Origin of the sequence: Limnohabitans sp. Jir72 (genome assembly GCF_003063575.1) — a bacterium.
Taxonomy (GTDB): domain Bacteria; phylum Pseudomonadota; class Gammaproteobacteria; order Burkholderiales; family Burkholderiaceae_C; genus Limnohabitans_A.
The window spans coordinates 1-20,572 of record NZ_NESC01000003.1 but is presented as its reverse complement, the minus strand read 5'-3'; the positions used below and the strand labels follow the sequence as shown (position 1 = coordinate 20,572).

General features: G+C 58.0%; 26 protein-coding genes and 1 tRNA gene. 18 read left to right on the top strand and 9 right to left on the bottom strand.

Translation table 11 applies throughout. From position 1 onward, the window contains the following. Positions 1-134: 134 nt before the first annotated feature. Positions 135-686, top strand: coding sequence for a transcription termination/antitermination protein NusG (locus tag B9Z52_RS04880; protein WP_108412734.1), 552 nt, complete (start codon positions 135-137; stop codon positions 684-686). A gap of 108 nt (positions 687-794) precedes the next feature. After that, a complete protein-coding gene (gene uppS, locus B9Z52_RS04875; RefSeq protein WP_255417789.1) occupies positions 795-1,517 on the top strand; it encodes a polyprenyl diphosphate synthase in 723 nt (240 codons plus the stop codon). A gap of 89 nt (positions 1,518-1,606) precedes the next feature. On the opposite strand, the gene B9Z52_RS18070 is transcribed toward uppS, so the two are convergent. Continuing rightward, entirely contained in the window at positions 1,607-1,762 is a 156-nt protein-coding gene (locus B9Z52_RS18070) for a hypothetical protein (RefSeq protein ID WP_233251819.1), read from the bottom strand. Here B9Z52_RS18070 and rfbB point away from each other — a divergent pair. The 5 genes from rfbB to rfbC are packed head-to-tail and all read left to right on the top strand — an operon-like array spanning position 1,761 to position 5,026. Next, positions 1,761-2,831, top strand: a complete 1,071-nt coding sequence (gene rfbB / locus B9Z52_RS04870; RefSeq protein WP_108412733.1) for a dTDP-glucose 4,6-dehydratase — start codon at positions 1,761-1,763, stop codon at positions 2,829-2,831. The genes B9Z52_RS18070 and rfbB overlap by 2 nt on opposite strands. Further along, positions 2,828-3,700 carry a glucose-1-phosphate thymidylyltransferase RfbA gene (gene rfbA, locus B9Z52_RS04865; protein ID WP_108412732.1) on the top strand — a complete coding sequence of 291 codons (873 nt, stop codon included), beginning with the start codon at positions 2,828-2,830 and terminating at the stop codon, positions 3,698-3,700. The genes rfbB and rfbA overlap by 4 nt, the downstream gene beginning before the upstream one ends. Positions 3,701-3,740: 40 nt before the next feature. Beyond that, positions 3,741-3,998 carry a pantothenate metabolism flavoprotein gene (locus B9Z52_RS04860; protein ID WP_108412731.1) on the top strand — a complete coding sequence of 86 codons (258 nt, stop codon included), beginning with the start codon at positions 3,741-3,743 and terminating at the stop codon, positions 3,996-3,998. Continuing rightward, on the top strand, positions 3,995-4,429 hold the full coding sequence (locus tag B9Z52_RS04855) for a type II toxin-antitoxin system VapC family toxin (protein WP_108412730.1): 435 nt from the start codon (positions 3,995-3,997) through the stop codon (positions 4,427-4,429). The genes B9Z52_RS04860 and B9Z52_RS04855 overlap by 4 nt, the downstream gene beginning before the upstream one ends. A gap of 42 nt (positions 4,430-4,471) precedes the next feature. Continuing rightward, positions 4,472-5,026 carry a dTDP-4-dehydrorhamnose 3,5-epimerase gene (rfbC, locus tag B9Z52_RS04850; RefSeq protein WP_108412729.1) on the top strand — a complete coding sequence of 185 codons (555 nt, stop codon included), beginning with the start codon at positions 4,472-4,474 and terminating at the stop codon, positions 5,024-5,026. Positions 5,027-5,136: 110 nt separating this feature from the next. Here the strand turns inward: rfbC and galE are convergent, their stop codons facing one another. The 3 genes from galE to purT form a co-directional block, all read right to left on the bottom strand. Next, entirely contained in the window at positions 5,137-6,150 is a 1,014-nt protein-coding gene (gene galE, locus B9Z52_RS04845) for a UDP-glucose 4-epimerase GalE (protein ID WP_108412728.1), read from the bottom strand. A gap of 31 nt (positions 6,151-6,181) precedes the next feature. Further along, complete coding sequence (locus B9Z52_RS04840) at positions 6,182-7,150, bottom strand: leucine-rich repeat-containing protein kinase family protein (protein WP_108412727.1); 969 nt, start codon at positions 7,148-7,150, stop codon at positions 6,182-6,184. 193 nt (positions 7,151-7,343) lie between these two features. Then, on the bottom strand, positions 7,344-8,480 hold the full coding sequence (purT, locus tag B9Z52_RS04835; protein ID WP_108412726.1) for a formate-dependent phosphoribosylglycinamide formyltransferase: 1,137 nt from the start codon (positions 8,478-8,480) through the stop codon (positions 7,344-7,346). Positions 8,481-8,607: 127 nt separating this feature from the next. On the opposite strand from purT, the gene B9Z52_RS04830 reads away from it, so the two are divergent. Genes B9Z52_RS04830 through B9Z52_RS04820 form a run of 3 tightly spaced genes read left to right on the top strand, consistent with a single transcriptional unit; the run spans position 8,608 to position 11,764 of the window. After that, entirely contained in the window at positions 8,608-9,834 is a 1,227-nt protein-coding gene (locus B9Z52_RS04830; protein ID WP_108412982.1) for an efflux RND transporter periplasmic adaptor subunit, read from the top strand. 12 nt (positions 9,835-9,846) lie between these two features. Then, entirely contained in the window at positions 9,847-11,079 is a 1,233-nt protein-coding gene (locus tag B9Z52_RS04825) for an FtsX-like permease family protein (protein WP_108412725.1), read from the top strand. Beyond that, the gene (locus B9Z52_RS04820) at positions 11,072-11,764 is read left to right on the top strand and encodes an ABC transporter ATP-binding protein (RefSeq protein WP_108412724.1); all 693 of its coding nucleotides are present in this window, start codon (positions 11,072-11,074) and stop codon (positions 11,762-11,764) included. The genes B9Z52_RS04825 and B9Z52_RS04820 overlap by 8 nt, the downstream gene beginning before the upstream one ends. 158 nt (positions 11,765-11,922) lie before the next feature. Here the strand turns inward: B9Z52_RS04820 and B9Z52_RS04815 are convergent, their stop codons facing one another. Together B9Z52_RS04815 and radC are read right to left on the bottom strand one after the other, a co-directional pair. Next, positions 11,923-12,924 (bottom strand): adenosine kinase, encoded by a 1,002-nt coding sequence (locus B9Z52_RS04815; RefSeq protein WP_108412723.1) that lies wholly within the window; start codon positions 12,922-12,924, stop codon positions 11,923-11,925. Positions 12,925-13,002: 78 nt separating this feature from the next. Beyond that, positions 13,003-13,674: a DNA repair protein RadC gene (radC, locus tag B9Z52_RS04810; RefSeq protein WP_108412722.1), complete on the bottom strand. Its 672-nt coding sequence runs from the start codon at positions 13,672-13,674 to the stop codon at positions 13,003-13,005. A gap of 130 nt (positions 13,675-13,804) precedes the next feature. Between radC and B9Z52_RS04805 the strand changes: the two genes are divergently transcribed. The 6 genes from B9Z52_RS04805 to B9Z52_RS04780 all read left to right on the top strand — a co-directional run bounded on the left by B9Z52_RS04805 (position 13,805) and on the right by B9Z52_RS04780 (position 17,685). Further along, the gene (locus tag B9Z52_RS04805) at positions 13,805-14,248 is read left to right on the top strand and encodes a peptidylprolyl isomerase (protein WP_108412721.1); all 444 of its coding nucleotides are present in this window, start codon (positions 13,805-13,807) and stop codon (positions 14,246-14,248) included. Beyond that, complete coding sequence (ispH, locus tag B9Z52_RS04800; RefSeq protein ID WP_108412720.1) at positions 14,248-15,180, top strand: 4-hydroxy-3-methylbut-2-enyl diphosphate reductase; 933 nt, start codon at positions 14,248-14,250, stop codon at positions 15,178-15,180. The genes B9Z52_RS04805 and ispH overlap by 1 nt, the downstream gene beginning before the upstream one ends. 119 nt (positions 15,181-15,299) lie before the next feature. Beyond that, a complete protein-coding gene (serS, locus tag B9Z52_RS04795; RefSeq protein ID WP_108412719.1) occupies positions 15,300-16,610 on the top strand; it encodes a serine--tRNA ligase in 1,311 nt (436 codons plus the stop codon). A 218-nt stretch (positions 16,611-16,828) separates the two neighbouring features. After that, positions 16,829-16,919, top strand: a tRNA-Ser gene (locus tag B9Z52_RS04790). Positions 16,920-17,125: 206 nt separating this feature from the next. Continuing rightward, positions 17,126-17,392 carry a type II toxin-antitoxin system ParD family antitoxin gene (locus B9Z52_RS04785; RefSeq protein ID WP_108412718.1) on the top strand — a complete coding sequence of 89 codons (267 nt, stop codon included), beginning with the start codon at positions 17,126-17,128 and terminating at the stop codon, positions 17,390-17,392. 20 nt (positions 17,393-17,412) lie between these two features. Beyond that, complete coding sequence (locus B9Z52_RS04780) at positions 17,413-17,685, top strand: type II toxin-antitoxin system RelE/ParE family toxin (protein ID WP_233251818.1); 273 nt, start codon at positions 17,413-17,415, stop codon at positions 17,683-17,685. 373 nt (positions 17,686-18,058) lie between these two features. Here the strand turns inward: B9Z52_RS04780 and B9Z52_RS04775 are convergent, their stop codons facing one another. Continuing rightward, positions 18,059-18,637: a hypothetical protein gene (locus tag B9Z52_RS04775; protein ID WP_108412716.1), complete on the bottom strand. Its 579-nt coding sequence runs from the start codon at positions 18,635-18,637 to the stop codon at positions 18,059-18,061. Positions 18,638-18,641: 4 nt separating this feature from the next. Further along, on the bottom strand, positions 18,642-18,998 hold the full coding sequence (locus tag B9Z52_RS04770) for a hypothetical protein (protein WP_108412715.1): 357 nt from the start codon (positions 18,996-18,998) through the stop codon (positions 18,642-18,644). A gap of 79 nt (positions 18,999-19,077) precedes the next feature. Here B9Z52_RS04770 and B9Z52_RS04765 point away from each other — a divergent pair, with 79 nt between their 5' ends. After that, entirely contained in the window at positions 19,078-19,476 is a 399-nt protein-coding gene (locus tag B9Z52_RS04765) for a hypothetical protein (protein WP_108412714.1), read from the top strand. Between the two features lie 206 nt (positions 19,477-19,682). Here the strand turns inward: B9Z52_RS04765 and B9Z52_RS17825 are convergent, their stop codons facing one another. Further along, positions 19,683-19,943, bottom strand: coding sequence for a hypothetical protein (locus B9Z52_RS17825; RefSeq protein ID WP_158270510.1), 261 nt, complete (start codon positions 19,941-19,943; stop codon positions 19,683-19,685). On the opposite strand from B9Z52_RS17825, the gene B9Z52_RS04755 reads away from it, so the two are divergent. Beyond that, complete coding sequence (locus tag B9Z52_RS04755) at positions 19,942-20,472, top strand: helix-turn-helix domain-containing protein (protein WP_108411841.1); 531 nt, start codon at positions 19,942-19,944, stop codon at positions 20,470-20,472. The genes B9Z52_RS17825 and B9Z52_RS04755 overlap by 2 nt on opposite strands. The last annotated feature ends 100 nt before the right edge of the window (positions 20,473-20,572 follow it).

Sequence of the window (20,572 nt, the reverse complement as noted above, 5' to 3'; positions counted from 1 at the left end):
GAAAAATCTCATAAATCACAAAAAACCCCGCCTTGGCGGGGTTTTTTGTTGAGATGCATGCGCCCATGCTGACAAAACGGACGCGTTAAAATCGCCACTTATTTATTGATCTGCTCAGACCATCTCGCACCATCATGACTCTTGCACATGGCGATAATCTCGCGAGTACAAATAAGCCGACAGCCAACCGTTGGTACTTGGCGTACACCAAACCAAGGCAAGAACAAATCGCCTTGACCAATCTGGAGCAACAGGCTTTTGAAGCTTATTTGCCCTTGTATAAAAAATTCAAGAAAACAGAACAAGGTCCTGTGGCTTTATTTGAGCCCATGTTTCCGCGGTACATACTCTTTCGTCCTGGAAAACCAGAGCAAAGTATTTCGGTTGTACGCCATACCAAAGGGATTGCAAGCATTGTGCGTTTCGGCTTTGAGCCTGCCATGCTCAACGATGAATTGGTGCAACGTATTCGGCTTCTTGAGCAAGACCGCAGTCACGCCACAATGCAAGAGTTGAGCAACCTCAAGATAGGGCAGGCGGTGCGCCTCAAACACACCGCTCTAGGCGGTGTCGAGGGCTTGATCCAAAGTGTCTCCAGCAAACGCGTGGCGGTGCTTCTGGAAATCCTTGGCAGACCGACTTTGGTGCAACTGGCACACCATCAAGTTGAAGTGGCCGATCACTGATGCGATTGGACCATGTGTGCACTTGCGCTTCACTGTTTTTGAACAAAGGCTGTATGCGTCATGTAAACCCACTAAAATTGAGAATTGTTCCAGTAAAAATGACGTCAATTGTCTTCGTCCACGATCAACAATCCACAGCCACAACACATTGCCATCATCATGGATGGGAATCGGCGTTGGGCTAAAAAACGCTATATGCCTGCGGCTCTGGGACATGCTGCCGGTGCCAAGCGGGTGCGTGACATTGTCAAGAACTGCGCTGAATTGGGTATCCCTCACTTGAGTCTTTTCGCGTTCAGCACCGAGAACTGGAAACGTCCTGAAGAAGAAGTTTCCAGCCTTATGAATTTGTTCATGACCTATTTGCAAAAAGAGGTCGACAGCATGAACCGCAACGGGGTGCGTCTGAAGGTCGTGGGGGACAAATCCCGATTTTCTGAACCCTTGCAAGAACTCATTGCCCGTGCCGAAGTCACGACCGCAGCCAATCAAGCGATCACGCTCACTGTGTGCGCAAACTATGGTGGCCGTTGGGACATGATTCAGGCTGCGCAGGCGTGGCAACAGGCTCACCCAGGAGAAACACTTCAAGCGCTGACCGAAGAGGGGCTTGGGCAGCACCTGAGCACTGCTTATGCCCCCGAAGTGGATTTGCTGATTCGCACTGGCGGTGAATCACGCATCAGTAACTTCATGCTGTGGCAAGCGGCCTATGCCGAGCTTTACTACACCGATGAGCTTTGGCCCGATTTCACCTCTGAGCGCTTAGCCAAAGCCATTGAATGGTTCCAGCACCGTGATCGGCGTTTTGGCTCTTCTGCGCCACTCTGAGTCATTCACAGGGTGCCTCTGCACCAGCAATTGGAAATACCTGCAGCAAGGTGTGTGAAAAGAAAAACGCCCTAAGCAAGAGCTTTTTGTCAGGTGCTTGCTAATGTACTCAAGATTACAATCATCGGCTTTGGCCTTGCTGAAATTTCTTGGCTTGGAATCGCGTTCACAGTTGCCATTGCAAGTCCATTGATCAGGCGTGGACTGCGGTAGCCCGTCTGGTTCTCTTTTTGATGTTTTGACATGACTATCCTTGTTACAGGCGGTGCCGGCTTCATTGGCGCTAACTTTGTTCTCGACTGGCTCACAGGCAGCGACGAACCCGTTGTCAACCTCGACAAACTCACCTACGCCGGCAACCCCGAAACCTTGGCCAGCCTGCAAGGTGACAAGCGCCACATCTTTGTGCAGGGTGATATTGGCGATGCTGCTTTGGTCAGCCGCTTACTGACCGAATATCAACCTCGTGCAGTGGTCAATTTCGCGGCCGAAAGCCACGTCGACCGCTCCATCCACGGCCCCGGCGAGTTCATCGAAACCAACATCATGGGCACCTTCCGCCTGCTGGAGTCGGTGCGCGGTTATTGGATGGGTTTGGCCGATGTGCCCAAAGCCGACTTCCGCTTCCTGCACGTCTCCACCGACGAGGTCTACGGCTCCCTCAGCAAAGACGACCCAGCCTTTGCCGAAACCCACCGCTACGAGCCCAACAGCCCCTACAGCGCCAGCAAAGCCGCATCCGACCACCTGGTCCGCGCCTGGCACCACACCTATGGCCTGCCCGTGCTGACCACCAACTGCAGCAACAACTACGGCCCCTACCACTTCCCTGAAAAACTCATCCCCCTGATGATCGTCAACGCCCTGGCTGGCAAAGCCCTGCCCGTGTATGGCGACGGCATGCAAGTGCGCGACTGGTTGTACGTCAAGGACCACTGCAGCGCCATCCGCACCGTGCTCAAGGGCGGCCGCTTGGGCGAGACCTACAACGTCGGTGGCTGGAACGAAAAACCCAACATCGAGATCGTGCAAACCGTCTGCAAGCTGCTGGACGACATGCGCCCCAAGGCCGACGGCAGCAGCTACGCCAGCCAGATCACCTACGTGACTGACCGCCCAGGCCACGACCGCCGCTATGCGATCGACGCCCGCAAACTCGAAAAAGAACTCGGCTGGAAACCCGCCGAAACCTTTGACACCGGCATCCGCAAAACCGTTGAGTGGTATTTGGCCAACCCCGACTGGGTGGCCCACGTGCAAAGCGGCGCTTACCGCGACTGGGTGCAAAAGCAATACGCAGGAGACGCCAAATGACCAATCGCAAAGGCATCATCCTCGCCGGCGGCTCTGGCACCCGTCTGTACCCCGTCACCCAAGCCGTGAGCAAACAGCTCATGCCGGTGTACGACAAGCCCATGGTCTATTACCCATTGACCACGCTCATGCTGGCCGGTATCAAAGACGTGCTGCTCATCAGCACCCCACAAGACACACCCCGCTTTACCGAACTGCTGGGCGACGGCAGCCAATGGGGCATGAACATCCAATACGCCGTGCAACCCAGCCCCGATGGCCTGGCGCAAGCCTTCATCATCGGCAAAGACTTTGTGGGCAACGACCCCAGCGCATTGGTCTTGGGCGACAACATCTTTTATGGCCACGACCTGGTCAAACTGCTTGACAGCGCCAACCAGCGCACCAGCGGCGCCAGCGTGTTTGCCTACCATGTGCACGACCCCGAGCGCTACGGCGTGGTCGACTTTGACGACCAGCAACGGGCCCTCAGCATCGAAGAAAAACCGAAAGCTCCCAAGAGCAACTACGCCGTCACGGGCTTGTACTTCTATGACCAGCAGGTGTGTGACATCGCTGCCGACATCAAGCCCTCACCTCGCGGCGAGCTGGAAATCACCGACGTCAACAAACGGTATCTGGAGCTCAACCAGCTCAACGTCGAAATCATGGGCCGCGGCTACGCCTGGCTCGACACCGGCACCCACGACAGCCTGCTCGAAGCCGCTGGCTTCATTGCCACCTTGCAAAAGCGCCAAGGCCTCATGGTCGCCTGCCCCGAAGAAATCGCCTTTCACCAAAAGTGGATCAACGCTGAGCATGTGCAAAAACTCGCCCAGCCGCTGGCCAAAAACGGCTATGGCCAGTACTTGTTGAACCTCCTCAAGTGATTACAATGCAATCATTGCAATCATTTTAAAGAGACTCATCATGAGCAGCATCACCATACGCAACCTCGACGACAAGCTCAAAGCCAGCTTGCGCCTGCGTGCTGCGCGTCATGGTTTGTCGATGGAGCAAGAAGTCAGGAATATTTTGCAAAACACCTTGGCAGCGGAGGCTAGCCCAGCCAGTGGACTGGAGTTTGCGATGCGCATCAATCATCGCTTCAAAGGACTGGGTGCCGATGAACTTGCCCTGCCTGAACGTCTGCCTCCACGACCCGTGCCGAACTTTGATCCAGCATGAGCGCGGGATTCCTCATCGATACCCACGTGCTTTCTGAGTTGATGCGCGAAAACCCAGCGCCACAAGTGCTGGCTTGGTTTGCAAGCCAAAACGCCAACTTGATGCAAACCAGCGCCATCACCCATGCAGAAATCTTGGCCGGCATCGCACTCTTGCCCGCAGGCAAACGGCGCGAAGCCATGGCGCAAGCAGCAGGCCAAATCTTTGACGAAGACTTTTCGGGCAGATGCATCGATTTTGGGGGCCAAGCCATAGGCCACTATGCCTTGGTCAGAGCACAACGTCAGTTAGCGGGCCGCCCCATCGACACCGCTGACGCGCAAATTGCCGCTATTGCATTGGCAGCCAAGTTGACACTGGTCACACGCAACACCAAAGACTTTGAATGCATTAACGACTTGCAAGTCATCAATCCGTGGTTACACCACTGAATCCCCTGCTGGGCGGGCCCACAGGGCCCCTCAAAAAAACTCATGCCCTACACCGTCACCCTCACCCACATCCCCGACGTCCTGATCCTCGAGCCCAAAGTGTTCGGCGACAGCCGTGGCTTCTTTTTTGAAAGCTTCAACCAGCAAGACTTCAACCAAGTCACCGGCTTGGATGTGAACTTTGTGCAAGACAACCACAGCCGCAGTGCCAAGGGTGTATTGCGTGGCCTGCACTACCAAATAAAACAACCTCAAGGCAAGCTGGTGCGTGTGGTGCGTGGTGCTGTTTTTGATGTGGCCGTGGACCTTCGTAAAAGCTCTGCTACCTTTGGACAGTGGGTGGGCGTTGAGCTGACCGAAGACAATCACAAGCAGTTGTGGGTACCCCCGGGCTTTGCGCATGGGTTTGTAGTTCTGTCGGAGACAGCTGACTTTTTGTATAAAACCACTGACTATTACGCTCCCGCGCACGAGCGATGCATCGCGTGGGATGATCCTGTCATTGGCATCAATTGGCCGCAAGGGCTGACGCCACAGCTGTCGGTCAAAGATCAAACGGGGTTGACTTTGACTGAGGCAGGGTTTTTTGCTAGATGAACGCCTGCCTGATGATCGTGCACTGCAAGATCCCGAACTGGCTTAAGCGATAAGTACGGGAGAAATTTTAAAATGTGTTCAGTGGATGCTTCACATATTTGGTGGTCGGCTCAATACCCATTCGGGTTTTGCGACTGCCAGCGCCAAGCGTCCGCACACATGCGGTCCACGCCAAGCTCAGCCTTCCATCCCAATGCCTCTTGGGCCAGGCGGGTGTCGGCGTAGCAGGCGGCCACATCACCGGGGCGGCGGGCCACAAATTGGTAGGGTACGGGCACGCCGGTTACTTGGGCAAAGGTGTGGGCCAGTTCTTTCACGCTGACGCCTCGGCCTGTGCCTAGGTTCACGGTGATGCTGGCTTGTTGGTCTTGCAGGTAGCGCAGCGCGGCCAGGTGGCCCAGAGCCAGGTCGACCACGTGGATGTAGTCGCGCACACCGGTGCCGTCTGGCGTGGGGTAGTCCTTGCCAAAGATGCTCAAGAACTCGCGCTTGCCCACCGCCACCTGCGTGATGAAGGGCATGAGGTTGTTGGGGATGCCGTTGGGGTGCTCGCCGATGGTGCCGCTGATGTGCGCGCCCACGGGGTTGAAGTAGCGCAGGATGGCCACGTGCCAGCGCGGGTCAGACACCTGCAGGTCGCGCAGGATGTCTTCGCACATGAGCTTGGTGCGGCCATAGGGGTTGGTCACTTGCAGTGGGCTGGACTCGGTGATGGGCACATGCTGCGGGTTGCCATAGACGGTGGCTGAGGAGCTGAACACGATGCGGCGCACATGGGCGCGGTCCATGGCTTGCAGCAGCGCTAGGGTGCTGCCCAGGTTGTTGTCAAAGTAACGCACGGGCTGTGCGACCGATTCGCCCACGGCTTTGAGGCCAGCGAAGTGGATGACGCCTTCAATGGGGTGCGCTTGGAAGATGGTGTCCAATACCGCGCCGTCGCGCACATCGGCCTGCACAAAGCTGAAGTTTTTACCGGCCAGTGCTTCGATGCGGTCGAGCACTTTGACGCTGCTGTTGCACAGGTTGTCCAAGATGACCACATGGTGCCCGGCGTTCATCAATTCCACGGCTGTGTGAGAGCCGATGTAGCCAGCGCCGCCGGTGATCAAAATGGTTTTTTTCATGCGGGTGATTGTAGTGTTTAGCGCTATAGGGTCATCGCGACCGTAGCGTGGCGATCCAGTCTTCGATCGCCTCAAACCGCGGCCTGTCAGGCGGTGTCTCACACAGGCACTGCTGCTTCAAATCCTGCAGCCCCGCCAGCGCGGCATGGGACCGGTCTTGCGCATCACACCGGTCCAGCAGTTCCTCCAGCAAGCAGCCGAAGGCGCGCACTTCCAGTTGCTGCAACGACAAGGCGGTAGACGGGTCTGTGCTGTCCAGCAGCCAGCCGGCGCCGAAGTCGCCCAGCAGGGCTTGGCCTTGGCCGTCGTGCAGGATGTTGTGTGCGTACAGATCACCGTGCATGACGCCTTGCTGGTGCAGGTGCCGTGCGGCCGATGCGATGCCATGGGCCAGTTGCAGTGCTGCGGCCAGCGTGAACCGGGTGGTCTCGGCATATATGTCGCGGGTGCACGAGGCCATGCTGGGTGGACCGGCCAGGTTGCGCATGACCGGGTCGATCAAGGGCATGACCAGGCCTTGAGTGCCTGCCGGGTGGCCGGTGATCTGGCCCAGCGCCGGAATCAGCTGCGGGTGCGTACCTGCGCGCAGGCTGGCGGCCATTTCTGTGTGCGGCCAACCGTCGCTGGTGACGGCACCTTTGAACAGTTTGACGGCCACGGGGCGTGGGCCTTGCGGGGTGTGCAGCTGCGCAGGCAGGGCTTGGCCTGACAGGTGGCGGATGCGGTTGGCCTTGAAGCCGACCATGCTCAAGGCGGGGCATTGGCCCAGGACTTCGGGCACTTCGGTGAAGGCGTTGTTGGACGCAAAGAAAATGCGCAGCTTGTGCAGCCGCGCAAAATCATCGGGCAAGGCAGACAAGGCGTTGCCCGACAGGTCCAGCACTTCCAGCGTGTCCGCCAGCGCGAAGATGTCACGCGGGAATTCGTTCAGGCCATCCGCGATTTTGATTTCGCGGGCGCCTGAAAGTTGGCCGTTGCGCAGTTGTTCCAGGGTGTTCATGGGGCTAAGTTCCGTAGGTCGGTGGCATTAGCCCCGACGTTTGGGAGCCGCTTGTTGAGAAGGGCAGATCTCGGAGCTGAAGCTACGACCTGCGGGATTGCCACGTCGCGGCGCTCTTCGCAATGACGGGACATGGCATCATCGCGCTACCTCTCCTCTGTCATCGCGAGCGAAGCGTGGCGATCCAGTGAATTCAGACCACGACTTGGATCTTGCCCGCCGCGTCCCGCGCACGTTGCAGCGCCTTGTCGCCTTTGGCCAGGGCCACGGCCATGCGGCGATAGGGTCGGGTGGTGGGCTTGCCAAACAGGCGCACGTCCACACCGGGTTCGCTCAGTGCCGCTTCCACGCCGGTGAACTTCGGGTCTTTGCCTTCTTTGTCGGCCAGCACCACCGCGCTGGCGCCTTCGACGCACTCGATCACGGGGATCGGCAGGCCCAAGATGGCGCGGGCGTGAAGGTCGAATTCGCTCAGGTTTTGGCTGATCAGCGTCACCATGCCGGTGTCGTGCGGACGGGGGCTCAGCTCGCTGAAGATCACTTCGTCTTTCGTGACGAAAAACTCCACCCCAAACAGGCCTGCGCCCCCTAAGTCGGTGGTGACTTTTTCGGCCATGTCTTGCGCGGCTTGGATTTGCTCGGGCTTCATGCCCTGCGGTTGCCAGCTGTATTGGTAGTCGCCGCGCTCTTGCACGTGGCCAATGGGTGGGCAAAACAGGGTGGGTCCCTTGCGCTGACGCACGGTGAGCAGGGTGATTTCAAACTCGAAGTGGATGAATTCTTCGGCAATGACTTTCTGGCGGTCACCGCGCATGCCGGCGCAGGCGTAGTCCCAGCTGGCTTGGATGTCGGCGGCGGTCTTGGCCACGCTCTGGCCTTTGCCGGATGAGCTCATCACGGGTTTGATGACGACGGGGAAGCCGATTTCGGTGGCACGGGCCATCAGCTCTTCGGCCGATTCGGCGTAGCTGAATTTGGCGGTGCGCACGCCCAGGCCCACGGCCACGTCGCGGATGCGGTCGCGGTTCATGGTCAGGTTGGCTGCACGGGCGCTGGGGATGACTTCAAAGCCTTGCTTTTCCACGTCGAGCAGCACTTCGGTGCGAATGGCTTCGATCTCGGGGACGATCAGGTCGGGTTGGTATTTGGCAATGGCGGCACGCAGGGGCGCTTCGTCCAGCATGCTGAAGACGCAAAACTCGTCGGCCACTTGCATGGCGGGGGCGCCCGCATAGCTGTCGCAGGCGATCACGTGGCAGCCCAGGCGTTTGGCGCTGATGACGAATTCTTTGCCGAGTTCACCGGAACCCAAAAGCAGTATTTTTTTCATAAGAGTTAGGGGTGTAGATAAGGGGACAGCCTCTATTGTTGCCCAGATCACTGACGTGAGGCCTGCAGGCGATGGGTTCTTGACCTGCGTCATGCGCCCTCGTGTGCAGCCCCCACACAATGGCCTCATGAATGCTGTTTGGACCTGGATTCGCCAACATGGCGGCAAATTGTTGTTGGGCTTGCTGGCCCTGCTGCTGGGCGTGGCTTTGCTGCGCTGGTGGATGGGGCCGCTGGTGCAGACCGAGGCGGTGCAACGCCGTGATTTACTGCAAACGGTGGTGGCCAGTGGTCGGGTAGAGACGCCGCATCGGGTGGACATTGGCGCGCAAATCACCGGCACCGTGGCGCGTGTGCCCGTGGCCGAAGGGCAAACCGTCAAAGCGGGGGACGTGCTGATCGAATTGGTCAGCAGCGAGCTGCAGTCTGCAAAGCGGCAGGCCGAGCTGGCCGTGACGCAGGCGCAGGGCCGGTTGCGGCAGTTGAACGACTTGCAGGGGCCGGTGGTGCAGCAGACGCTGCGCCAGGCGCAGGCCAGCTTGGACGCAGCACGGGCCAGCGGGCAGCGCAATCAGGCTTTGTTCGAGCAGGGCTTCATCGGCCAGGCGGCGCTGGACGAGTCGCGCAAGGCCTTGGCCTTGGCCGATGCCCAAGTGCTGGCCGCACAAAAACAAGTGGCCTCGACCCAGGCTGGCGGCGCTGAGCACAGCCTGGCCGTGGGTGCCGTGGCCGAGGCGCAGGCCAACGCCGAGGTGGTCAGTGCCAAGGCCCGCTATGCGGTGATCAAGGCTTCTGTGAGCGGCCAGCTGATTGGCCGCAGCGTGGAGGTGGGCGATGTGGTGCAAGCGGGCAAGGTCTTGATGACTTTGTCGCCCGAGGGGGCCACGCAGCTGGTGGTGCAGATCGATGAAAAGAATTTGCGCTTGATCGCATTGGGGCAGCAGGCACTGGCCTCGGCCGATGCCTATCCGCAGCAAAAATTCAAGGCCCAGGTGGCCTACATCAACCCTGGCATCAACGCCCAGACGGGCGCTGTGGAGGTCAAGCTCGATGTGCTGGAGCCGGTGCAAACCTTGCGGCAGGACATGACGGTGTCGGTGGACATGGCGGTCGCGCGCAAGCCGCAAGCGCTGGCGCTGCAGGTCGGGCAGGTCAACGACATCAACGGACCCGCGCCTTGGGTGTGGCTGCGCGATGCCGGCCATGCGGTGCGCCGCCCGGTGCGGCTGGGCTTGCGCGGTGGCGCGTGGGTCGAGGTGCTGGACGGCTTGCGTGAAGGCGACGCTGTGATGGCCATGCTTGGCGGGGGCGCTAATGCGCTGCGCGAAGGCCAGCGCGTGCGTGCGCAACCTTGAGCGGGCCGCAGCATGTTCAAGCCCTGGGTGCCGTTTGAATGGATTGTGGCCATCCGCTTTTTGCGTGAAGGCCGCATGCAGACGGTGTTCATTTTGGTGGGCGTGGCCATTGGGGTGGGGGTGATCGTGTTCATGTCGGCGCTGCTGGCGGGCTTGCAGGGCAACTTCATTGCACGGGTGCTGTCGGCGCAGGCGCACATCCAGCTTTTGCCGCCCAAAGAGGTCACGCGCACTTTGCACCCGGCCACCCCCAGCGAGGTGGATGCGGCCATCGTGCAGCCGCCTTTGCAAAGGCTCAAGTCGATGGACCAGTGGCAATCTTTGATCACCACGGTGCGTGACATGCCCGATGTGACGGTGGTCTCGCCCGTGGTCGGCGGCTCGGCCTTGGCGGTGCGCGGCAGTGCGAGCCGCGCCATCAGCCTGACGGGGGTGGAGCCCGAGGGGTATTTCCAGATCGTCAAGTTGCCCGACAAAATTGTGCGCGGCACCCCGCGCCTGACGGGGCAAGACATTTTGGTGGGCACCGATCTGGCCAGCGACTTGGGCGTGGATGTGGGTGACAAGCTGCGCGTGGCCAATGCGGCAGGCGTGGCCACCACCTTGACCATCAGCGGCGTGTTTGACCTGGGCAACAAAGGGGCCAACCAGCGCAGCACCTTTGTCGCGCTGCGCACGGCACAAAGCCTGCTGGGTTTGCTGGGCGGGGTGACCAGCATCGAAGTCACGGTGCGCGATGTGTACGCGGCCGAAGTCATCGCCCAGCGCATTCAGGCGGCCACCGGGGTGCAGGCCGACAGCTGGATCAAGACCGGGGCACAGTTTTTTGCGGCCGTGAGTGCGCAAAGCACCGCCAACACGGCCATCCGGTTTTTTGTGGGTCTGTCGGTGGCCTTTGGCATTGCCAGCGTGTTGGTGGTGTCGGTGGTGCAAAAGTCGCGCGAGATCGGGATCATGCGGGCCATGGGCATCTCACGCGGGCAGGTGTTGCGGGTGTTTTTGTTGCAAGGCGGTTTGTTGGGTTGGGGCGGCGCGGTGTTGGGCTGCGTGGTGGGTGCTTTGGGGCTGGTGCTGTGGCAGCACTTGGCCTTGAATGCCGATGGCACGCCGCTGTTTCCGCTGGTGCTCGACCCAAAGCTGTTTGCGCTGGCGCTGGGGTTGGCTACGGTGACGGGCTTGGCCGCGGCGTATGCCCCGGCTTTGCGGGCGGCGCGGCTGGACCCGGTGGAGGCGATCCATGGATAAGTCGGATGTGGTGGTGCAGCTGCAGGGCGTGCGCAAGGCCTTCAATGTGGGCACGGGCATCGAGACCGAGGTGCTGCACGGCATTGACCTGACGCTGCACCGGGGCGACTTTTGCGCGGTGATGGGGCCCTCGGGCTCGGGCAAGAGCACCTTGCTCAACATCATCGGCTTGCTGGACCGGCCCACATCGGGCTTGCTGCAGATGGCGGGTGAAGAAACGACCCTGTTGGCCGACCAAGCCCTGACGCGCTTGCGCGGCCACCACATTGGTTTTGTGTTCCAGTACCACCACTTGATCTCGGCCTTCACCGCTCTCGAGAACGTGATGATGCCCATGTTGGGCGCGGCGGGCTTTCCGAATCAAGCCATGCGCGAGCGGGCCGAAGCCCTGCTGGAGAGCGTGGGCCTGACACCTTGGAAGAACAACATGGCGGGCAACATGAGCGGCGGGCAGCAACAGCGCGTGTCTTTGGCACGGGCTTTGGCCATGAACCCTGCGCTGCTTTTGGCCGATGAACCCACTGGCAATCTGGACACCAAGAGCGCGGATGCTGTGTTTGCGCTACTGCGCCGCATCAACCAGGAGCAGGGCACCACGGTCCTGCTGGTCACGCACAACCCCGAGCTGGGCCAGCGTTGCGACAAGACCATCCAGGTGGTGGATGGCCTGATCCAGACGGATTGACCCGGCCCGATCAAGTCTGCTGCAACAGGCAATGCATGTATTTCGTAGGAGTCCACCCTGTGGGCGATGCCTTCTTGTCCTTTGTGCGAGCCCCGACCTCGGTGCGATGGGGGCGAGGGTTTTCGCAACGAGGGCGTCGCGCCTACATTGGGGTCAGATCAACTGGCGGCTGCAGCTTCGGCGGCAATGCCTTGCAGTTGGGCGGCCGTCAGGCGGTTGCCGTGTTGGCTGACCACGGCAGCCGCAGCGCGGTTGGCCAGTGCGGCGGCTTGGGCGGGGCTTTGGCCGTGGGTGATGCCGTACAAAAAGGCCCCGGCAAACATGTCGCCTGCGCCGTTGGTGTCCACCGCTTGGGTGGGCACGGCGGGCACTTCGATGCGCTGGGCGCCTTGCACGACGATGCAGCCCTCGGGGCCGCGTGTCAGGCAGACTGTGCTGGCCAAAGCCGACAGCTGGGCGATGATGGTGTCCAGATCGGTCGTGCCGCACCAGGTTTGGGCTTCTTCTTCGTTGGCAAACAGGTAGTCCAGACCGTTGCCGATCATGGCTTGAAGGCCTTGGCGGCAGAAGTTGATCATGCTCACATCGCTCAGGGTCAGCGCGGTTTGCACCTTGTGCTCGATGGCGATTTGGCGACCTTTCACAGCGGCTTCGAGGCCCGTGGGTGAAGCGGCCAGGTAGCCTTCCATGTAATAGATTTTTGACTTGGCGATGTCATGCGGGTGCAGGGCGCTGCTGTCCAGTTGCGAGGTTGCACCGAGGAAGGTGCACATGCTGCGCTCCGCGTCGGGCGTGACCAGCACCATGCAGCTGCCGGTCTGGCCCTCTGGCGCTGGGGTGTGGGTCAGGTTGGTGGCCACGCCGTTGGCTTGCAGGTCCTGGCTGTAGAAGGCCCCCAGTTCGTCGCCTGCCACGCGGCACGAATAAAACGCTTTGCCGCCCAATTGGGCCAGCGCCACCACGGTGTTGCCGGCCGAGCCGCCGCCGGTGCGGCGGGCGTGCAGACCGTGTACATGGCCCAGCAGTTCGGCGCGTTGTGCGGTGTCGATCAAGGTCATGTGGCGTTTGCTCACGCCCATGGTCTGCAGCAAGGCGTCAGAGACTTCGTATTCGGTATCGACCAGGGCGTTGCCGATGGCGTAGAGGTGGTAGTGGGACATGGCCGGTGTGAAGATTCAAAACCAGCGAGTTTACCGGGCGGGCTTTGCACGCCGCATTCTGGACATGTGGCACAGGCGTCACAGCAAGCCTTGTTCCGCCATGGACAGCGACTGCCCTTGCCCGACGATGATGTGGTCCAGTACCCGCACATCCACCAAGGCCAGCGAAGCTTTGAGGTTTTGCGTCAAGGCTTCGTCGGCGCGGCTGGGTTGCACCGAACCGCTGGGGTGGTTGTGCGAGAGCACCACGGCGGCGGCCTGGTGGTGCAGGGCGCGCAGGACGACTTCGCGGGGGTACACGCTGGTCTGGCTGAGGGTGCCGCGAAAGAGCTCTTCCATGGCCAACAGGCGGTTTTGGCTGTCCATGAACAGCACGGCAAAGACTTCGTGGTTTTTGTGGGCCAATTGCAACTGCAGGTACTGCTTGACCGCATCTGGCGTGTGAAAAGCTTCGCGTTCTTGCAGGCGTTGGCTCAGCGCTCTGCGGGCCATTTCAAACACGGCCAGCAGCTCGGCCTGCTTGGCAGGGCCGAGACCTTTGACCAGCTTGAGCGATCCGGCGGTGGCTTGCAAAAGCCCTGCTATGCCGCCTGGAGCGAGCAGTTCTTGTGAGAGTTCAAACACGTTCTTGCTTGCCATGCCGGTGCGCAGCAAGATGGCCAGAAGCTCCACATCGCTCAGGGCCTGCGGGCCTCGGTCGAGCAATTTTTCGCGTGGCCGCGCGTCTGGCGGCAAGTCCTTGATGCCCATGTGAAAGCCCCTCCCTGGAGCAGCCTTGGGGCCGACATGCCCCCAAAAGGGGACGGGTCAGCTTGGCTTTTTACAATAGTGACTTGTTTATGCCCGTTTGCCCGCTTTGGCGGCATTCCAGAAAACCCTTATGTCCACAGTCCAACCCGGTTCCTTTTTGACACTTCACTACCGCCTGGCGGGGCCGCAGGGGGACATCATCAACACCTTCAACGAAAAGCCCGCCACCTTGTCGCTGGGCTCTGGGGAGCTGACGCCCGGCATGGAGCAGCGCCTGATGGGACTGGCCGAAGGCACACGCACGGTGATCGAGTTGCCCGCCGGTGAGGCCTTTGGTGACCACAACCCCGACATGCAGCAGTGGGTGGCGCGCAAGCTGCTCAACGAGTTGGGCGACCCGATGGAAAAGTACGCTGCAGGCGATGTGGTGCAGTTTCCCACGCCCGATGGCTTGGGCACTTATGCCGGTACGGTCTTGCAGGTGGGTGACGACGGCGTCGTGTTGTTTGACTTCAACCACCCGCTGGCCGGCCAGCCGGTGACGTTTGAAGTCGAGTTGATCGGGGTGCTGTGATGACGTCCGAAGTGCTGTTGGCCGAGCCGCGTGGCTTTTGTGCGGGCGTGGACCGGGCGATCGACATCGTCGAGCACGCGCTGGCCAAGTTTGGCCGTCCGATTTATGTGCGTCACGAGATCGTGCACAACACCTATGTGGTCAACGACCTCAAGGACAAGGGTGCGATTTTCATCGAGGAGCTGTCTGAAGTGCCGCCCGGTGCGACCTTGATTTTCAGTGCCCACGGTGTGAGCCTGGCGGTGCAACAAGAGGCCGAGCGGCGTGGTTTTCGCATCTTTGATGCGACCTGCCCTTTGGTCTCCAAGGTGCATGTCGAGCTGGCCAAGCTGCACAAGGAAGGTTACGAGTTCATCATGATTGGTCACAAGGGCCATCCTGAGGTCGAAGGCACCATGGGTCAGCTCGACAGTGGTATCCACCTGGTGGAAGACGTGGCCGATGTGGCCAAGGCGCAGCCTGCGCAGACCGCCAAACTGGCGGTGGTGACGCAGACCACGCTCAGCGTGGACGATGCGGCCGAGATCGTGGCGGCGGTCAAAGCGCGTTTCCCGCAGGTGCGCGAGCCCAAGCAGCAAGACATTTGCTATGCCACCCAGAACCGCCAGGATGCGGTCAAGCTGCTGAGCCCTCAAGTCGATGTGGTGGTCGTGGTGGGCAGCCCCACCAGCTCCAACAGCAACCGCTTGCGCGAGCTGGCCGACCGTTTGGGTACACCCGCCTACATGGTGGACAGCGCGGCCGACCTGGACCCCGCCTGGTTTGAAAGTGCACAAAAAGTGGGCTTGACGGCCGGTGCTTCGGCTCCTGATGTGCTGGTGCAAGCGGTGATCCAGCGCCTGCGCGATCTGGGGGCTGTGTCGGTCCGTACCCTGGACGGGATCGAGGAAACCATCAAGTTCCCGTTGCCTAAGGGGCTCAAGCCGGATTGACGCACGCGGTGCCCACGTCGCTGCGCTGCTTGCCATGACTCGGTGATGTCATCGGGAGCGCAGCGCGGTGATCCATTGTCCAGAGGGAGCGAGCCCGTGGGGTTTACTACAATGCGGGCATGCTTGATATTGTTCTTCTCCGTAAAGATCTGGACGCAGCCGTCGCGCGTTTGCAGACCCGTAAAAACCCCCAGCCCTTCCTGAATGTGGACGCTTTCCGTGCTTTGGAAGGCGAACGCAAGACCCTGCAAACGCGCACCGAAGCGTTGCAGAGCCAGCGCAACAGTTTGTCCAAACAAATTGGCATGCTCAAGGGCAAAGGTCAGCATGCCGAAGCCGATGCGGCCATGGCGCAGGTGGCATCCATCAAGGACGAACTGGACGCTTCGGCGCAGCGTCTGGATGCGCTCCAAGCCGAGCTGCAGACCTTATTGCTGGCTGTGCCCAATTTGCCGCACGAGAGCGTACCTGTGGGCGCTGACGAGCATGGCAACGTGGAAGTGCGCCGCTGGGGCACGGTTCGCGCATTTGACTTTGAAGTCAAGGACCATGTGGACATTGGCGAGAAGTTGGGTCTGGACTTTGAAACCGGCACCAAACTGAGTGGTTCACGCTTTACTTTCATGCGCGGTCCGATGGCGCAATTGCACCGCGCTTTGGCGCAGTTCATGCTGGACACCCAAACCCGTGAACACGGTTACATCGAGTGCTACACGCCTTACATCGTGAACGCTGACACCTTGCGCGGTACCGGCCAGTTGCCCAAGTTCGAAGCCGATTTGTTTGCGGCCAACAAAGGTGGGCAGGACGGCAGCGAAGAGAGCCAAGCGCTGTACCTGATCCCCACTTCTGAAGTCACACTGACCAACGTGGTGCGCGATGACATCGTGGCTGAGAGCGAGTTGCCGATCAAGTTGACGGCGCACACGCCATGCTTTCGCTCTGAAGCAGGCAGTGGCGGGCGCGATGTGCGTGGCCTGATCCGTCAGCACCAGTTCGACAAGGTCGAGATGGTGCAGATCGTGCACCCCGAGAAAAGCTACGAAGCCCTCGAAGCCATGACCGGCCACGCCGAAGCGATTTTGCAAAAGCTGGGCTTGCCTTACCGCGTGATGAGCCTGTGCACAGGCGATATGGGCTTTGGCGCGAGCAAGACCTATGACCTGGAGGTTTGGGTCCCTGCGCAGCAGACTTACCGCGAGATCAGCTCGGTGTCCAATTGCGAGGCCTTTCAGGCCCGTCGTTTGCAAGCCCGCTTCAAGAATGCGCAAGGCAAGAATGAGCTGGTGCACACCTTGAACGGCTCAGGCCTTGCCGTGGGTCGTGCCTTGGTGGCTGTTCTGGAGAATTACCAGAACGCCGATGGCTCGGTCACCTTGCCTGAAGTTTTGCGCCCCTACATGGGTGGTCAAACACGTTTGTCTTCTTGAAATTTGGTGTGTTGATTCATCGAGCTCGTCAACGGGTGCAAGACAGTTGTGTGAGCAATCCTTGATCATCGGTTTCGCCAACGCCTGGTTGCCGGTGTGGTGTTTGATGTCGGGCGGAATACAGGTGCGGCCTGCGCGCACTTTCTTGAGTCTTGGCGGGATAAGATCGCATAGCGACTTTAGCCTCTGCTAGAATTGCGATCTCGACAAGATACTCAGGAGCGATGGCAGAGTGGTCGAATGCGCCGGACTCGAAATCCGGTATACGGTTATACCGTATCGAGGGTTCGAATCCCTCTTGCTCCGCCAAATTAAAACCCTAAGTGATTAATTTACTTAGGGTTTTCTTTTGAGCGATCGAAAAGTAACATCAAAAGATCATCTGCAAAAGCGCTAACGGTTAGTGTGGTTGCTTTGCAAATCATCAGACACCAATGGCTGTGCGCATCCGTCCATTCTTGACATAGCCTGCTGCTCGTGAAATAGTATTGGTTATTAACTGTTAGGAGACCGTCATGCCCACCAGCGTTGCCCTGAGCCCCCATTTCGAGACCTTCATCCGCGACCAAGTCGAAAGCGGCCGCTACAACAACGTCAGTGAAGTCGTCCGTGCTGGACTGCGATTGCTCGAGGACACCGAGCACCAGCAGGCTGTCCAACTCCAAGCATTGAGAAACGATATCGCCGCAGGCAAGGCCAGTGGCGTGGCGCTGGCAGCAGAGCCCGTGTTTGATCGACTACAAGCCAAATACGCACATCAGGCGAGTCGCCAAACGCCCTAATGCAGTTGCTGATAACGCCCTTGGCATCGTTCGATCTTGAGGAGATCGGCGATTACATTGCACAAGACAATCCGGTTCGCGCCGGAACTTTCTTGGCTGAGTTGCGCGCGCAATGCGAAAAGATTTGTCTCAACCCTAGGGGGTATCGGCGGCGGCCCGAACTGTCTGATGGCTTGCGCTCCTGCGCGCATGGCAACTATGTGATTTTTTTTGAGTCGACGACAGAGCAGGTCACCATCGTTCGCATATTGCACGGCGCACGCGATATTCCTGAAGTCTTGAACCCCACGTAAAGTCACTCAGTTTTGTAGCTGCTCAGCGGAGCTGATACTTTTCTCAGCGGCCATTTGCTCTCTTTTTTGTCGATCAGAGCATTCAGCCGCTCAACCGTGCTCATGGCGAATCCCCGACCCGACCAAAAAAAGGTCTGAAAACTCTTGGTACAAGAAGATGTCTCAAAATTTAGAATGATGAACCGGCCCCCAAGAGCTTGATCCAGTTGCCTTTGGGAAACTTAGGCGGTTTGTGATCAGGTATGTTCTGGCCCGCCAGATATAAACCCCAAGCGATTCATTCTCTTGGGGTTTTTTCTTATGCAGCCCACCAACTTTGTGACCTTTGCTCAACTGGATGTGTGTTCATTTTTTTCTCTGAACGGTATCTGATTCAATTGAGAGAAAATGATTCGTGTTTTTCTAACTCACCTTTGACCCAAAGGGCAAGTCCCATGAAAAGGAAAGTTCCAATAATCCGACCAATGGCCACAATCATTGAATCTTTCAACAAGTTATCCCATGATTCAATGCCAATGAGGCTCAGGCCCACACGCTGAACGAGGGCTTCAATGATGCCAATGAGCACAGAAATGATCACGATATCCTTGAAGTTCATGCCAGTCCAAGGATAAGTCAAACGCAAAAGCTTGCTCAGAAGTGTGAATCCGCAATAGGGTGCCAGTCCGCCGAAAGCACCAATCAATATGGCCACAATAATGGGCATTGTGTGCACTTCACTCAGGACAATGGTCGCGATGGACAAGCTCAGGGCTAATGCAGCCCGCCAGCCAAAAAGCATCAGCAAAAGCAATTTCAGTCCGGCAGGTAAGAATACCCAGTTCCGAAAAGCACCAATTTGCGAGCCCGCAAAAAGAATTTGATTGTTGAACTGGACAGCGCCTGTGTAGAGGCAAGCTAAAGCCACGATCAACACGCCTCGGGCTATCCAGGAAGATCCCAGAATATTCATGAAATCAACTCAGAATGGAACGTAATTGGTGATGAAGTAACTCGGACATCTGACGCATTTCATCTTTTGCTTTTTGCGACAAAACGATGCGTAATCTGCGATGGTGTTGATCGGACGTTGAGAAGTCCAACCATCCTTCATCTCGCAATCGATGCACGCGTTTGAGCTTTGTCGCGGCAGCACCAGGGATGGCATTGTTATTTGTGATGTCGGTCACGCAGAGTTCAACACCAGCTTGCTCGTTGGCGGCAATGAACTTCAGCACAATTTGGCTTTCCAGTTCAATGGATCCAAATGTGCAGCCACCTTCGACCGCTTTGAGAATATTAGACAGTGCTAAAAATGTGATCTTATGTTGCATTTTTTTAATTAAAAAATGTGCATTGATAGATGCATCGATTTATAATATAATTTTATCATATAATTTTTTTCAAAGTATCATGGCAAGTTATGCATCGCCTTATGCGTTGACTTATTTTCGATTTTTGAAAAAGAGTCAAAAATTCATGGATTCAGACTATGCCATCTTAAACCCTAAGCAGCGTGCGTTGCTGGACTTCATAGCATTGGCATGGTTTGAAGATTCACTCATGACGGTCAGTCAACTCATGGCGCAGAAGTCATTTGGCTCACCGTCGGCTTTGTACATGAGACTGACTTCATTGCAAGAATTGGGTTTTTTGCAAACCATATTGTTTGAAAATGATTTTCGAGCCAAATATTATGTGCCTACACAAAAGGCCATTGAAAATTTCGCAGCTCTGGGAGAGGCCCTGGGTTGCGAACTCCAAATGCATGAGCTGAACCAGCTGTGCAGTGATGCCCTCATCGATTCCTGATTTTCTCACCAATCAGCGGTGACCCTTGAACTGAAGGCGGTGTGACACTGTCCCTTGTCTTCTTGGCGTCGGTTCAACTTGTCGGCTTAGAGCCTATGGCGTCCAAGGGCGCATCTGACGCAGGTGACAATAGTCTGTCATTGACGAAATGAAGCGACTTGCTGCTCGAATCGAGCAGATTGGAGCGATGCGCGAAAATACCGCCCTTACCCATGAATGGATGTTGCCGTGAAGTTATTCAAATTGATCGTTGCTGCGGGGTTGACCGCATTTGCATTGTGCGGTTGCACGTTGCTGGCCATTGCGGATGCTGCAGGTTCTGCTGTGGTGTATGGCGTGAAGACCACAGTCAATGTGCTTGATGCCGTGACGCCGGACATTGTCAATAAAAAGAAATAAAAAAGCCCCGCAAAGTGAACTGCACCCCAAAAGTTGGACACCAATCCAACCTTTGGGGTGTTTTTCATGACGAAGTACGACGAGAAATTTAAAAAATCTGTTGTTCAAGATTACTTAGCCGGTGGGGGTGGCTACACAAAGCTTTCTGCCAAGTACGGAGTCAATGATGGACAGATACGGCATTGGGTGGGCGCCTTTCTTCAAAACGGCGATAGTGGGCTAACCAAGAAGTCCAGTCATTACAGCGCTGAATTTAAGCTGCGTGTCCTAGAGCACATGTGGCGCGAAGAGCTTTCGTTTAACCAGACCATTCACTTGTTTGATCTGCGCGGGGGCACTGGAGTTGTCTCGGATTGGGAGCGCAAGTACCATGAGGGCGGTATCACAGCATTAGCTCCCAAGCCCCGAGGGCGCCCAAAACCGATGAAACCTCCCGAACCCACTACGCCCTCTAGCGAGCAGCCCGTGCAGGACAAAACGTTGCAAGAGCTGCAACGCGAAAATGAGTACTTGCGAGCGGAGGTGGCTTATCTAAAAAAGTTGGATGCCTTAGTTCGAGCCAAGCAGCAGGCTGCGCAGACAAAGCGAAAGCCCTGATCGAACTAAGGCAGCATCACCCCTTGGCCACTTTGCTCCAGGTGGCCGAGCTGCCTCGCAGCACGTTTTACTACCAAGTCAAGGCGCTGCAAAGGGATGA